Consider the following 13,869-nt stretch of genomic DNA (forward strand, 5'->3'; position numbering starts at 1 on the left):
CTTGCAATCCTGGGTTCCTGCGTGCGCAGGAACACGATGACTTGGTCTGCTCGCTTATGCGATCAATCCCACGGCGCCACCGGCGACCACAGCGTCCCAAGATAATTGAGCAGTGCGCGCGCGCCCGACGACAGCCGCCCGCGCGGATGCACGGCATAGATGCCGACATCGGCCGACCCCTCCAGCGCCGGCAGCACGCGCACCAGGTCGCCACGCGTCAGATGCTCGCCGACGTCCCATAAGGAGCGCAGCGCGATGCCGACGCCCGACAGCACCAGTTCGCGCGCGACCTCGCTCGAATTGGTCCGCACATGGCTGGTGCCGTCGATCGTCACGTCGCCGTCCGGTCCGGTCAGCCGCCACGGTAACTGTCCCGCGGCGGCGAGCAGGCGGTGACCGGCGAGTGCGGCGACCGTCTCCGGCGTTCCCGCTTCGTCGAGATAGGCCGGCGCCGCGCACAATACGCGGCGGCTGTCGCCGAGCCGGTGCGCCGCCAGCTCGGGCGCGACGGCGGGGGTGATGCGGATCGCGAGGTCGATGCCGTCGCGCGCCACGTCGACGAAATCGTCCGACAGCAGCAATTCGAGCTCAACGAGGGGGTAGCGGTCGAGAAACGGCTTGAGCTGCGGCGCGATGTGCAGCCGCCCGAACGAGGTCGGCGCGCTGACGCGCAGCGCGCCCTGCGGCGTCGTGTCGCGATCGGATACGCGCGCCTCGGCCGCGCCGAGCGCGGCGAGGATCGTCGTCACGTCGCGGTAGAACAGCGCGCCGCGGGCGGTGGTTTCCAGCCGCCGCGTCGTGCGGTGCAGCAGCCGGACGCCGAGCCGCGCCTCGAGCCGCGCGATCCTCTTCGACACCATCGCCGGCGAGATGCCGCGCGCGCGCGCCGCGGCGCTGAGGCTGCCGGCCTCGACAACATGCGCGAACAGGGCGACGTCCGGGTCCATCATTGTTTCTTCATATGAACAACAGCTTTGCTTTTTGATCGTCTAGCGATGAAGCCGGGAGACGTCTATAAGCGCCGCCATGACCAGCATCACTTTGGCCCAGGCCAACGCCATCATTACCGCCGCCTTCGCTACGGGCGCCGAACGCGGCTTCAAACCGCTCGGCATCGCGGTGCTCGACGCGGGCGGGCATCTCATCGCCTTTGCGCGTGCCGATGGCACCTCGACGCTACGGCCGCAGATTGCGATGGCCAAGGCCGGCGGTGCGCTCGGCATGGGCATGTCGTCGCGCAAGATCGGCGAGATGGCGCTCGAGCGCCCGACCTTCGCCGCATCGCTCGGACCCATCGCGCCGCATGGCGTGGTGCCGGCGGCGGGCGGGGTGATCGTGGTCGACGCTGCCGGCCGGCCGATCGGTGCGGTCGGCGTGACCGGCGACACATCGGACAATGACGAGATCTGCGCGTTGGCCGGCATCGCCGCCGCCGGGCTGACGGCACAGGGCTGAGGACGAAGCATATGACACCGACGATCGACAAGCACGGCCTCGCGGTCGCCGCCGAGCTCGCGCAGTTCATCGACACCCAGGCGCTGCCCGGCACCGGGCTCGACGCCGATGCCTTCTGGCGCGGCGCGGCCGACATCTTTGCCCGCTTCGCGCCCGAGAACACCGCGTTGCTGAAGGTGCGCGACACGTTGCAGGCGCAGATCGACGCCTGGCACATCGCGCGCGCCGGCACGCCGCTCAACATGGCCGCCTATCAGGCATTTCTGCGTGAGATCGGTTATCTCGTCGAAGAGCCGGCGCCGTTCAGCGTCGCGCCGACCGGGGTCGATAACGAGGTCGCGCGGCTCGCCGGTGCGCAGCTCGTCGTGCCGGTGCTCAATGCGCGCTTCCTGCTCAACGCCGCCAATGCGCGCTGGGGCAGCCTGTACGACGCGCTCTACGGCACCGACGCACTGCCCGGCGCGGCGGCCGGCAAGGGTTATGATCCGGTGCGCGGCGGCCAGGTGATCGCCTGGGCCAAGGCATTTCTCGACCGGTCGGTGCCGCTCGCCTCGGGCAGCTGGACCGACTGGACCGGCGGCACCCCCACGCTGGCAGATCCGGCGCAGCTGGTCGGTCATGCCGGCGCCAATTTCCTGCTGCGCCATCACGGCCTGCATATCGAACTGGTGATCGATCCGACGCATCCGATCGGCAGGGACGATCCCGCGCATATCGCCGATGTCGTGCTCGAATCCGCGCTGTCGACGATTGTCGATCTCGAGGATTCGGTCGCCGCGGTCGATGCGGAGGACAAGGTCGCCGCCTATGCCAACTGGCTCGGGCTGATGAAGGGCGATCTCGTCGCCAGCTTCGACAAGGGCGGCCGCACCATGACGCGCGCGCTGGAGGCCGACCGCGGCTACACCGCGCCCGACGGCACGGCGTTCACGCTGCCCGGCCGCAGCCTGTTGTTCGTGCGCAATGTCGGCCATCTGATGACCACGCCGGCGGTGCTGCTGGCGGACGGCGGCGAGGCGCCCGAGGGCATTCTCGACGGCATCGTCACCAGCCTGATCGCGCTGCACGACCTGAAAAGGACCGGCAGGTTCGTCAACAGCCGCGCCGGATCGATCTACATCGTCAAGCCCAAGATGCACGGCCCCGACGAGGCGGCGTTCACCAACCGGCTGTTCGACGCGATCGAGGATCTGCTCGGCCTTGCGCGCCACACCATCAAGGTCGGGGTGATGGACGAGGAGCGCCGTACCTCGGCCAATCTCGCGGCGTGCATCCATGCGGTGAAGGACCGCATCATGTTCATCAACACCGGCTTTCTCGATCGCACCGGTGACGAGATGCACACCTCAATGCGTGCCGGCCCGATGATCCGCAAGGGCGACATGAAGAACGCCGACTGGATCAAGGCCTATGAGGATCGCAACGTCCAGATCGGCCTTGCCTGCGGCCTGTCGGGCAAGGCGCAGATCGGCAAGGGCATGTGGGCCGCGCCCGATCGTATGGCCGACATGCTCGAACAGAAGATCGCGCATTCCAAGACCGGCGCCAACACCGCCTGGGTGCCGTCACCGACCGCCGCGACACTCCACGCGACGCATTACCACGTCGTCGACGTGTTCGCGCGCCAGGCCGAACGGGCGGGGGAGGGCATCGCGTCGCTCGACCGCTTGCTCGCCATCCCGGTCGCGCAGGGCCATAACTGGCAACCGGACGAAGTGCGCGAGGAACTCGACAACAATGCGCAAGGCATTCTCGGTTATGTCGTGCGCTGGGTCGACCAGGGCATCGGCTGTTCCAAGGTGCCCGACATCCATGACGTCGGCCTGATGGAGGACCGCGCGACGTTGCGCATCTCGTCGCAGCACATGGCCAACTGGCTGCTCCACGGCATCGCCACCCCGGCCGAGGCCGACGCCGCGCTGGCCCGCATGGCGGCCAAGGTCGACGCGCAGAATGACGGCGATCCGCTCTACCATCCGATGGCCGGCCATGCCGACACCAGCCTCGCCTTCCAGGCGGCGCGGGCGCTGGTGTTCGAGGGGGTGGAACAGCCCAATGGCTATACCGAACCGTTGCTGCACCGCTTCAGGGCGCTTGTGAAGGCTGAGGCGGAAGCTGAAACCTAGGGTGTCGTCCGGCCACTCTCGACGGTTGACCCACCCCTAACCGTCATGCCGGACTTGTTCCGGCATCCACCGGGCCATGTTCTCCAGCCTATCGGACTGCAGCGCTTGTGGGCCGGTGGACCCCGGAACAAGTCCGGGGTGACGGATTTTAGCCCGATTGCCCCGACCACAGCCCCTTTAGCGACTTGCCGACAACCCCCTTGCGGACGACCACCGGCCCGTGCTGATCTCGTCATCACCGAAACCGGACTCGATCCGACCCGCGACGAAAGGCCTGTCATGCGCGCCCTGTTCACGCCCTTGACGCACTGCCTCCAGTTTCACGGGCGCGCGACGCGTCGCGAGTTCTGGCCGTGGATCCTGTTCCTCGGTGCTGCCTTCGTTTCGCTGATCGAGTTCCAGCGACCGCTGGACGGTCTGGCCGTGGCGTTGCTCGACGGGAGCCCGCTTCGCTTCGGCACGCTGCTGGTCGCCTTCAACATCATCGCCTTGCCGGTCGCCATTTTCGCGACGGCCGCCATTACCGTCCGGCGCCTTCACGATACCGGTTCCCCGGGGGCTTGGGCATTGCTTGCGTGGCTGCCGGCGACGGTGAGCCTGTCGTTATACGGAGTGTACCACGCGGGCGCAGGCGACATTGCCGCGCTCGTTGCTCTGACCGGTTTGCTTGTCGTTGTCGCCCGATGCGCGCTGCCCGGCACGGTCGGCGAGAACCGCTATGGTGCCGATCCGCAGGACGATGGCCTGGACCGCCTGGCCGCGACCTTCGAATAGCCGCTAAAGCGGGATGCGTGAAATCTGAACCGCGAAACTCGTAGCAGCGCCATCTTCCTGACTTCCCCGGCCTTCGCCGGGGAAGTGGTAAGAGATGTGACGATATAAGTCAGATTATCTGCAGCATGCTCTAGCCGCCCGGCTCACGCCGCCTCTGACTCCAGTGCCTCGCTCGCCGCCATCCATGCCGCCTCGGCCGTCGCCAATTGCGCGTCGAGTTCGGCGCGGCGTTTCATCAGCTCGCTCATGCTCATCTTGCTCAGCCAGATCTCGGCGGTCGAGGGATCGAACATCGCCTTGTCGACCGCGCTGCGCTTGGCGGTGAGCTTGACGACCTCCGCCTCGGCCTGCTGCGTGGCGCGGCGCAGCGCCTGGTCCTTCTCGCGCGCCTCGGCCGCGGCCTTGCGGTCTTCCTTCTTGCTCGCCTTGCTCTTGCCGCCGCCCGCAGCGCCGGTCGCGCCGTCGCCGGCAAGGACCATCGCGATATAATCTTCCATGCTGCCCGAATATTCGGTCGCGCGCCCGCCATCGACCAGCACCAGCCGGTCGGCGGTCAGCTCGATCATGTGGCGGTCGTGGCTGACGATCACCACCGCGCCCTCATAGGCGTTGAGCGCCTGGACCAGCGCCTCGCGCGCATCGACGTCGAGATGGTTGGTCGGCTCGTCGAGGATCAGCATGTGCGGCGCCTCGCGCGTGATCAGCGCCAGCGCCAGCCGCGCGCGCTCGCCGCCCGACAGCTTGCCGACCAGCGTCGTCGCCTTGGGCCCGGAAAAGCCGAAGCGGCCGAGCTGCGCGCGCACCGCGGCGGGCGACATGCCCTTCATCATCCGCGTCATATGTTCGAGCGGCGTGTCGGTCGTGTCGAGTTCCTCGACCTGATACTGGGTGAAATAACCGACGCGCATCTTGCCCGACACGGTGATCTCGCCGTCCATCGGCGCCAGCTGCGCGGCGAGCAGCCGGGCGAGCGTGGTCTTGCCGTTGCCGTTGCGCCCGAGCAGCGCGACGCGGTCGGTCGGGTCGAGCCGCAGGTTCAGCCGCTGCAAAATCGGCTTGCCCGGGGTGTAGCCGACGCTCGCCATGTCGAGCGTGACGAGCGGCGGCTTGAGTTCGTCGGGGCTGGGGAAGTCGAACGACAGGCTCGGATCTTCGGACAGCGCGGCGATCGGCTGCATCTTGGCGAGCATCTTGGCGCGCGACTGTGCCTGCTTGGCGGTCGAGGCGCGCGCGCTGTTGCGCGCGACATAGTCCTGCAACTTGGCGCGCTGCGCATCCTGCGCCGCCTTGGCGGCCGCCAGCTGCGCGACACGCTCGGCGCGCTGGCGCTCGAAGCTGTCGTAACCGCCGGTATACATCGTCACCTTGCCCTGTTCGAGGTGCAGGATGGTGTCGACGACATTGTTGAGCAGGTCGCGCTCATGGCTGATCACGACCATCATCGCCGGATAGGCCTTGAGGAAATTCTCCAGCCACAGCGTCGCTTCGAGGTCGAGATGGTTCGAAGGCTCGTCGAGCAGCAGCAGATCGGGCTCGGAGAACAGCAGCGAGGCGAGCGCGACGCGCATCTTCCACCCGCCCGAATAGCTGTCGAGCGGCCGGTTCTGCATCTCCTCGTCGAACCCCAGCCCGACCAGGATGCGCGCGGCGCGCGCGTCGGCGGTATAGGCGTCGATCGCGATCAGCCGGTCGTGGATCTCGCCGATCCGATCGGGGTCGTGGCACGTCTCGCTCTCGGCGAGCAGCGCGGCGCGCTCGGTGTCGCCGGCCATCACCGCCTCGATCGGCGTGGTGTTGCCCGAGGGCGCTTCCTGCGCGATATAGCCGATGCGCGTCTTGCGCGGCATCTCGATCTCGCCGTCATCGGCCTCGAGCGAGCCGATCATGACCTTCATCAGCGTCGACTTGCCGGCGCCGTTGCGCCCGATCAGCCCGACGCGGCTGCGCGGCGGCAACGCCGCCGTCGCACGGTCGAGGATCGTGCGCCCGCCAAGGCGCACCGTGATGCCATTGATATTGAGCATGCCGCCGCCGTTATCATGCAGTGCAGCATAAGCAAAGAGGGCGGGCGAAAGTCTGTCGAGTGAGTCAATTCCGGATGGTCGCATGGGTAGTGTAAAATCAAGCGCTCCCCATAGCTTGGTGCTTTATTGGGGCCGTGCCGTCAGGGGCGACGCAGCACCGGCAAGCCGGGGCACGGCGCGTCGCTCCGCCCGGAGGCGCGGTACAGGCTCCAGCCGTCGAACACCGACGGGTCGAAGATCGTCCAGCAGACACCGTCGCACGCGCTCGATGCCTCGAGCACCAGCCAGGCATCGTTGCCGCCGATCCGCAGCCGTTCGGCAAACAGCATGATGTGGTTCGCCCCCGGCGCGGTGGCGATGGCGTCGCCAGCGCGCAGCCAGGCGGGCGAGGGCAGCGGCCGGCTGCACTGCGCATGGTCCTGGCGCTGCCGGATCGTCGCCACCGTCCAGCGCGTCGGCGCCTGCGGGCGCCCCCAGGCGATCTGCACCAGCGCCGAGCAATCGATCCCGAGATCGCCGACCAGTCCGTCGGCGAGGTTGCCGGGCCAGCCGCGCCCGCCGCGCTGCACCGCGCCAAGCGCGCGCGACAGGTCGGCCGGGCTGGCGCTAAGAAATCGGCCCAGCGCGGCGAAATCGCCGGTCTGCGCATAGGGAATGCCGCGCCCGGCATAGACCCCGCGCGTCAGCCTGATGCCGCGCAGCGCAACGAACCGTGCGGTCTGTCCCGGCACGGCGCATCCCGCCGCCGAGCGGCATGCCGCCGGCAGCGCGCGTGTGTCGACCGACCAGCGGGCATCGCCGAGCGGTGTCGCCGCGGCGAAGATCGCCCGCGCCGACAGCGGCGCGCGCGACGGTTCGTGGCGTGCCGGGCGCGGCGCGGCGAGAGCCGGCCAGCGCGGCACCGGCGTGGGCAGGCATGCCGGCGATATCGCGCCACCCGCGATGTTGCCGCAGTCGAACAGATCGAAGCCAGACGCGCCGCGCGGCCCCGGGCGTTCGCCGAGTTTCACAATCTCGCCGCTCGGCAATACCGCGAACGGCCGGGCGACGATCTTGCCCGAGCGCGTCCGCCCGTCGAGCGCCACGCGCCGAACGACGCGGCCATGGGCGATAACCAGCAGGCTCTGCCGGACCTGCATCGCGCCACCGTCGCCGGGGAGCAGTTCGGATGTCTGGACGATGCGTCGCCTCAGCGCCGGTTCGAGCTCGCGCGCGCTCAACAGGCGGTAACGCGTTGCGTCCGCGCTCCGCACGCTCAGCGGCGAGGCTGGCGCCAGCGCGGCGCGGCCGTTGCGCAGCGTGATCGTGCGCGCGGACCGTCGCGCGCCGCGCAATGAGGTCGCGCCCGCATCCAAGCCGATCGGCCGGCGCGCGCCCGGCACGCCGCACGGATAGGCGCTGGCCGGATCCCAGCCGGGCGTGTCGATCGTCCCGAGCCCGGCCAGCAACGCGCGCGCTGCCGCAGGGCGGAAAAGGTCGCGCCGAATTGTGTAGCTTCGGCGCGTTAGTTCCTGCGTGGTCGCCCGGTACCCGGCTGCGCCCGGCTCGGGCATCGACTCGATGACGACACGGTGTTTCAAGTGATGCACGCGCCACGGGCGCAGCGCGACGGGCAGGGCGCAGGCGCCGATTGCGGTCATCCGCGCGTGCAGTGCCGCGTGGTCCGGCCCCTGATCGGCGATGCGATACCATCTGATCGCCGCGAACAGCGGATCGATCACCCCGACGATCTCGCCCGCGCCCGCGCGGTCATGCGTCAGCCAGAAAACATGGCTCGGCGCGGCGCCGTCGGCCATCGGCCGAACGGCAAAGGACCCGCCGGTCGACAGCCCGCGATCGCCGCCCGCCGCCGTCGCGCCCGCCAGCGCCGCCACGGTGACAAGGCTTAGCAGGGCATGGCGCATCGCCGGCATGCCCCCGTCTGGACCGGTCGCATCGCGCCGCGCAACCGGGAAATAGCGGCGACGATGTGGCTCGGCCGCAGCGGTACCCGCCGGGCTGCCAGAGCACGATGACGTTACCTCACCCCGTTCGTTTCGAGCGCAGTCGAGAAACGGCAACAGGCGCTCCGCGAGGTTTCTCGACTTCGCTCGAAACGAACGGGTGGGGGCCGATTCGTACCGATGTCATCCCAGATCTAGCGCATCAGCCCCGCCGCGCGCAGCGCATCCTCGATCACCTTGCCCACCGCATCGAGCGCCGGCTTCGGCGCGGCTTTCCGCTCGGGCGGCAGGATCGTTGCGCGGGCGGCGGCCGCAGGCGGCTCGCGCCGCGCCCGCGCCGCGTGCGGCGGTTTCGCCGCCGCGATGCCGCCCGGCGCCAGTCCCCATGACGCGGCGATGTGTCGCGTCGAGGAAATCGCGACCTCCAGCATATAGGCACCGCTCACCCCGCAGCCGTCCTCGCCCAGCGTCGCGAGCGGCGTGCCATGCCCCATGCCGGTAATCTCATAGCTCTCGATGACCGGGCGGCCGCGCGGATCGCGCCATACCGTGTGCGGATAGCCGTCGACCGCGCCTTCATGGTCGGGCGCGTCGGGCAGGCCGTGCACGCCGCGCCACTGCGCAACGATCGCGTCGGCGTTCGCGGCGACGACGGTCTGGTCGGCGCTGCCATGCCATACCGTGACGCTCGGCCACGGCCCGCGATGCGGCGACGCCGCGCGCACCGCCGCGGCCAGCGCGGCGGCATCCGGCCCGCCAACCCCACGCATCCGGTCGAACGCCTCGGGCACGTTGCGCGCCGCGCCATAAGGCAGCCCGGCGATGATCGCCCCGCCGGCAAATATCTCGGGATAGGTCGCCAGCATCACCGATGTCATCGCGCCGCCCGCCGACAGCCCGTTGATATAGATGCGCGTCGGGTCGACATCGTGCCGCGCGATCATCGCGTCGATCATCTGCCGGATCGACAAGGGCTCGCCCGCGTCGCGCTGGCTGTGCGCCGGCTCGAACCAGTTGAAGCACAGGTTCATGTTGTTGGCGCGGCGCTGCTCGGGGAACAGCAGGACGAAGCCCTGTTCCTCGGCGAGCTGCGACCAGCCGCTGCCATGGTCGTAACCGGCGGCGGTCTGCGTGCAGCCATGCAGCACGACGACGAGCGGCGGTTTCGCGCGCACGTTACGCGGCACGTGATACCACGCCCGCAGCTTGCCGGGATTGGTGCCGAAATTGCTCAGCTCTTCCAGCGGCGCGGCCGTCGCGGGCGGCATCGCTGCCGACGCGGCGCCGCGAAATGCCGCCAGGCGCGCGATCGTATCCGACAGGGTCCTCATGCACTGGCTCCTTGGGTCGAACGGCGCCGTGCCGACCCGACCATCGTAAAATTCATCATAGCGCGATTCGTTGCTGCACCGCAGCAATTATTGACCATGACGAGCCTCACAGCGCCCCTTCTCGGGCAATCGTCGCCCAAGCCGGCAGTGGGATGTAACCTTTCCGCGTCTCACGCATTCCTGCCGCACATGTCAGACCGCACCTCCCTGTTTACGCCCGACGACAATTGCTGGCGCGTCGCGCGCGCCGGGCAGGCCGCCGTCATCGTCGATGCCGCCGACTATTTCCGCTTCGCCCGCGCCGCGATGCTGACGGCGAAGCGGCAGATCCTGCTGATCGGCTGGGATTTCGACGCGCGGATCGAGGTCGAGGCGCAGCCCGGCGATAAAGGCCCGGCGCGGATCGGCGATTTCCTCGCCTGGCTGGCCGATCGCACGCCCGGGCTCGATGTCCATCTGCTGCGCTGGGACATGGGCGCGCTCAAGACGCTGACGCGGCTCAGCACGTTGCTCTCGGTGCTGCGCTGGCTGCGGCGGCGCAACCTCCATATCCGGCTCGACATGCGCCACCCGACCGGCGCCTCGCACCACCAGAAGCTGATTGTGATCGACGATTGCATCGCCTTTTGCGGCGGCATCGACATGACCGCCAATCGCTGGGACACGCGCGAGCATCGCGACGACGATCCGCGCCGCATCCAGCCCGACGGCAGGCCCGCCCCGCCGTGGCACGACGCCGCCTGGGCGGTCGAGGGCGACCTCGCCGCCGCGCTCGGCCAGCTCGGGCGCGATCGCTGGCGCCGCTCGGGCGGCAGGAGGTTAAAGGCGCCGGCAACGGGCGACGCCTGCTGGCCAGAGGGGCTGCCGGTCGATTTCACCGACATCGACATGGGCATTTCGCGCACCATGCCGGTGATGGACGACGAGGCGCCGGTGCTCGAGATCGAGCAACTCTATCGCGACCAGATCGCCCGCGCGACGCGCCACCTCTATATCGAGAGCCAGTATTTCGCCTCGCGCAAGATCGCCGAATGGATCGGCCTGCGGCTCGACGAAGATGATCCGCCCGAGATCGTCATCATCAATCCGGTCGCGGCCGAGGGCTGGCTGCAGCCGCTGGCGATGGACAGCGCCCGCGCGCGGTTATGGGATGCGCTCAAGGCGCGCGACCACAAGGACCGGCTGCGCATCTATCACCCGCTCACCGCGGGCGGCACGCCGATCTATGTCCATGCCAAGATCCTCGTCGCCGACGACCGCATCCTGCGTGTCGGCTCGTCCAACATCAACAATCGCTCGCTGCGCCTTGACACCGAATGCGACCTGTCGATCGACGCCGCCACCGCGGCGGATCGCGCGCGGATCGTCACGGTGCGCAACGAGTTGATCGCCGAACATCTCGGTCTCGACGCCGACACCGTCACCGCGCGGATCGACGCCAGCGGCTCGCTGATCGCGACGATCGAGGCGTTGCGCGGCGCGGGCAAGACGCTGCGGCCGTACGAACGTCCCGATCTTTCGGAGGCCGAGAAGTGGCTCGCCGACAACGAGGTGCTCGATCCCGAAGGGCCGGAGGAAATGTTCGAGCCGCTGGCGAAGCGCGGGCTGTTCCGGCGTGGCTGGTTTCGGCGGCGGCGGACGCGGGGCTAGGCCGTAGGCTCATAAAGCGGCTGTTCCGCTTGCGCCCCACTTGCGGCCATTTGGCTTAGCTACGAAGAGCCTCGATTGGTGACGTTCAAAGTGCCATAACGAGGCAGCGGGTTAGGAGTGGCAGTATGGCGAGGGACAAACGCCTCTTAGCATCCATTGTATTCTTGACCGGCTCGGCCGTTGCGGGTGTGGTCCAAGCGGCTATTATGCAAGCATATGTCGATGCGGCGGTAATGGGCAATTGGACCCATTTTGCTAGGACGTTCGGGGTTCAGGCTCCAGCCAATGGCCCTGACCGATATTGCTTTGACTATTGTGCTGCCCATCTCCCGTTCATTGCCGGTTGGATTAGCATAGCTTGTTTCATATTTGGGCTGGCGCTGGTGTCTCACTCTTGGTTGAAGCCTGTTCGATGACCGATCCTGCTCTGTAACGCCGGGAAGCGGACCGGCAGGAATCCACCAACTTTTCCCCGTTCCGGCGCCGTCGATCGACGCGACCAGCCCGATAGCCGACCGGCAGGTATCGGTACACAAAGCTGCCGGGCGGAAAGCGCCCCAATAGCGGCCGTTACGATCTCGCTCGCGCAATCCCGATGGCCGTCATTGTTAAGCGTAAGCGATGTGCTCAGCCCACGGCTGTCCACGGCATGAGGCTGCCGACGTCGTTGGCGGAATGACCGTTGGCGAGTTTGGTGAGAGTGCGGGTCAACCAGTCGTGCGGATTGATGCCGCTGAGCTTGCAGTTCTCGATGAGCGTCGCGATCACCGCCCAGTTGTCGCCGCCCTCGTCAGAGCCGGCGAATAGCGCATTCTTGCGATTCAGGGCGATCGGTCTGATCGACCGCTCGACCGTGTTGGAGTCGAGATCGATGCGGCCGTCGTCGAGGAACCGCGAGAGGCCATCCCAGCGGCTGAGCGCATAACGGATCGCCTCGGCGAGCTTGCTCTTCGCGCTGACCTGACGGAGCCTGGCGCTGAGGTAATCGCGAAGGTCATCGATGATCACGCGACTGCGTTCCGCGCGCAACGCTTGCCGTTCGTGTGCCGACGAACCGCGCACCTGGTCCTCGATGGCATAGAGAAGAGCGATGCGCCGCAGGACCTCGGTCGAGACCGGTGAGGTGACGGCCAGTTCGTAAAACTTGCGCCGCACATGCGCCCAACAGAAGGCGAGCCTCACCTGCTGGCGCCGCCTGGTGAGCGCGGTGTAGCCGCCATAGCCGTCGACCTGCAGGATGCCTGCGAACTCCCCGAGATGCGCCTCGGGCCGTTCGGCCTTGCGGACGGGGGCGTAGACATAGGCGACCATCGGCGGGTCGTCACCGCCCCACGGCCGATCATCACGAGCATAGGCCCATAGCTGACCCGTCTTCGTTCGCCCGCGTCCGGGATCAAGCACCGGCGCGGTGGTCTCGTCGGCGAACAGCCGCTCGGATCTTCGCAGCTTCTCGAGAACATGATCGCGCAGCGGGCGAAGATACCAGGCCGCTCGACCGACCCAGTCGGCCAGCGTGGAGCGGTCGAGCCGGATATCCTGACGGGCGTAGATCTGAGCCTGCCGGTAGAGCGGGACATGGTCGGCGTACTTCGCCACCAGGACCTGGGCGATCAACGCCTCGGTCGGGATGCCGCCCTCGACGATCCGGGCGGGTGCCGGCGCCTGCACGACAGCGCCCTCGCAGGAACGGCAACCATAGCGCGGCCGACGCGTCACCAGCACGCGGAACGTGGTCGGCACGACATCGAGGCGCTCGGCGACATCCTCGCCGATCTGATGGAGCGCACCGCCGCAGCACGGGCAGGCCTTGTCCTCGACATCGACAACCTGTTCGATCCGCTCGAGATGGGCAGGCAACGAGCTGCGGTTGGTCTTGCGTGGCCGCTCGTTGGCGGAACGGTCCGACATCGCTTCGCGGGCCGCTCGGGCGTGCCCCAGCGCCGCCTCGATGTCTTCCAGACCGAGCTGGAGCTGATCGGGGTCGAGTTGCTCGGAGCGGGACCCGAAACGGTGGCGCATGAACGCGGTGATGATCGACTGGAGCCGCTCGACCTCGGCATCGGCTTCGCTCTTGGCGACCGCCAGATCGGCGGCCGCGGCGCGTTCTTGCGCCAGCATCCGGGACTGCTCGAGGACCAATGCGCGGAGCGCATCGATGTTCTCGGGAAGGTCCGCCTCCATGAGCATGACGAGAGTGAATCAGGAGCGGAAACGCTCGTCAACCGGCAATCTGCGGGGCTTGCGGACGCCGCCCACCATGCACGCGGCGCCAGTCCAGACCCTCGAGCAACGCGCCGAGTTGCGCCGCTGTCAGCCGTATCACACCGTCCTGGATGCCCGGCCATTTAAAGCCGCCCTGTTCGAGCTTCTTGGCCATCAGACACAGGCCCGTGCCGTCCCACCACACCAGCTTGATCCGGTCGCTGCGCTTCGCCCGGAAGACGTAGATCACGCCGGAATAGGGATCGCCGCCATAATCGGCGCCGACCAGCGCCGCCAAAGCGTCCGGTCCTTTGCGAAAATCCACCGGGCGCGTCGCCACCATGACGCGAGCGCCAATACCGGG

The 13,869-nt window shown here is 68.0% G+C and carries 10 protein-coding genes; 4 read left to right on the forward strand and 6 right to left on the reverse strand.

Translation table 11 applies throughout. From position 1 onward, the window contains the following. Positions 1 to 62 precede the first annotated feature (62 nt). Positions 63 to 947 carry a LysR family transcriptional regulator gene (locus U1839_RS14530; protein WP_332804359.1) on the reverse strand — a complete coding sequence of 295 codons (885 nt, stop codon included), beginning with the start codon at positions 945 to 947 and terminating at the stop codon, positions 63 to 65. A 79-nt stretch (positions 948 to 1,026) separates the two neighbouring features. On the opposite strand from U1839_RS14530, the gene U1839_RS14535 reads away from it, so the two are divergent. The 3 genes from U1839_RS14535 (at position 1,027) to U1839_RS14545 (ending at position 4,355) form a co-directional block, all read left to right on the forward strand. Next, on the forward strand, positions 1,027 to 1,455 hold the full coding sequence (locus tag U1839_RS14535; RefSeq protein ID WP_332804328.1) for a GlcG/HbpS family heme-binding protein: 429 nt from the start codon (positions 1,027 to 1,029) through the stop codon (positions 1,453 to 1,455). An 11-nt stretch (positions 1,456 to 1,466) separates the two neighbouring features. Beyond that, entirely contained in the window at positions 1,467 to 3,581 is a 2,115-nt protein-coding gene (locus U1839_RS14540) for a malate synthase G (protein ID WP_332804329.1), read from the forward strand. A gap of 279 nt (positions 3,582 to 3,860) precedes the next feature. After that, a complete protein-coding gene (locus U1839_RS14545; protein WP_332804330.1) occupies positions 3,861 to 4,355 on the forward strand; it encodes a DUF805 domain-containing protein in 495 nt (164 codons plus the stop codon). Positions 4,356 to 4,498: 143 nt separating this feature from the next. On the opposite strand, the gene U1839_RS14550 is transcribed toward U1839_RS14545, so the two are convergent. The 3 genes from U1839_RS14550 to U1839_RS14560 all read right to left on the reverse strand — a co-directional run bounded on the left by U1839_RS14550 (position 4,499) and on the right by U1839_RS14560 (position 9,653). Next, a complete protein-coding gene (locus tag U1839_RS14550) occupies positions 4,499 to 6,379 on the reverse strand; it encodes an ABC-F family ATP-binding cassette domain-containing protein (RefSeq protein ID WP_332804331.1) in 1,881 nt (626 codons plus the stop codon). A gap of 140 nt (positions 6,380 to 6,519) precedes the next feature. Beyond that, positions 6,520 to 8,292 carry a hypothetical protein gene (locus U1839_RS14555; RefSeq protein ID WP_332804332.1) on the reverse strand — a complete coding sequence of 591 codons (1,773 nt, stop codon included), beginning with the start codon at positions 8,290 to 8,292 and terminating at the stop codon, positions 6,520 to 6,522. Between the two features lie 224 nt (positions 8,293 to 8,516). Next, positions 8,517 to 9,653, reverse strand: a complete 1,137-nt coding sequence (locus U1839_RS14560) for an extracellular catalytic domain type 1 short-chain-length polyhydroxyalkanoate depolymerase (RefSeq protein ID WP_332804333.1) — start codon at positions 9,651 to 9,653, stop codon at positions 8,517 to 8,519. Between the two features lie 189 nt (positions 9,654 to 9,842). Between U1839_RS14560 and U1839_RS14565 the strand changes: the two genes are divergently transcribed. Further along, positions 9,843 to 11,303 (forward strand): phospholipase D-like domain-containing protein, encoded by a 1,461-nt coding sequence (locus U1839_RS14565; RefSeq protein WP_332804334.1) that lies wholly within the window; start codon positions 9,843 to 9,845, stop codon positions 11,301 to 11,303. Between the two features lie 627 nt (positions 11,304 to 11,930). On the opposite strand, the gene tnpC is transcribed toward U1839_RS14565, so the two are convergent. Next, positions 11,931 to 13,421: an IS66 family transposase gene (gene tnpC, locus U1839_RS14570; RefSeq protein WP_332804360.1), complete on the reverse strand. Its 1,491-nt coding sequence runs from the start codon at positions 13,419 to 13,421 to the stop codon at positions 11,931 to 11,933. 100 nt (positions 13,422 to 13,521) lie between these two features. Then, a complete protein-coding gene (tnpB, locus tag U1839_RS14575) occupies positions 13,522 to 13,848 on the reverse strand; it encodes an IS66 family insertion sequence element accessory protein TnpB (protein WP_332804335.1) in 327 nt (108 codons plus the stop codon). Positions 13,849 to 13,869 lie beyond the last annotated feature (21 nt).

It is taken from the genome of Parasphingomonas halimpatiens (assembly GCF_036663795.1).
Lineage (GTDB): Bacteria > Pseudomonadota > Alphaproteobacteria > Sphingomonadales > Sphingomonadaceae > Sphingomonas.

Bases quoted from the DNA above. Each gene is read 5' to 3' on its own strand.
- U1839_RS14565 (WP_332804334.1), top strand. From the start codon at position 9,843: ATGTCAGACCGCACCTCCCTGTTTACGCCCGACGACAATTGCTGGCGC.
- tnpC (WP_332804360.1), bottom strand. From the start codon at position 13,421: ATGCTGGCGCAAGAACGCGCCGCGGCCGCCGATCTGGCGGTCGCCAAG.
- U1839_RS14530 (WP_332804359.1), bottom strand. From the start codon at position 947: ATGGACCCGGACGTCGCCCTGTTCGCGCATGTTGTCGAGGCCGGCAGC.
- U1839_RS14540 (WP_332804329.1), top strand. From the start codon at position 1,467: ATGACACCGACGATCGACAAGCACGGCCTCGCGGTCGCCGCCGAGCTC.
- U1839_RS14560 (WP_332804333.1), bottom strand. From the start codon at position 9,653: ATGAGGACCCTGTCGGATACGATCGCGCGCCTGGCGGCATTTCGCGGC.
- tnpB (WP_332804335.1), bottom strand. From the start codon at position 13,848: ATGGTGGCGACGCGCCCGGTGGATTTTCGCAAAGGACCGGACGCTTTG.
- U1839_RS14545 (WP_332804330.1), top strand. From the start codon at position 3,861: ATGCGCGCCCTGTTCACGCCCTTGACGCACTGCCTCCAGTTTCACGGG.
- U1839_RS14555 (WP_332804332.1), bottom strand. From the start codon at position 8,292: ATGCCGGCGATGCGCCATGCCCTGCTAAGCCTTGTCACCGTGGCGGCG.
- U1839_RS14550 (WP_332804331.1), bottom strand. From the start codon at position 6,379: ATGCTCAATATCAATGGCATCACGGTGCGCCTTGGCGGGCGCACGATC.
- U1839_RS14535 (WP_332804328.1), top strand. From the start codon at position 1,027: ATGACCAGCATCACTTTGGCCCAGGCCAACGCCATCATTACCGCCGCC.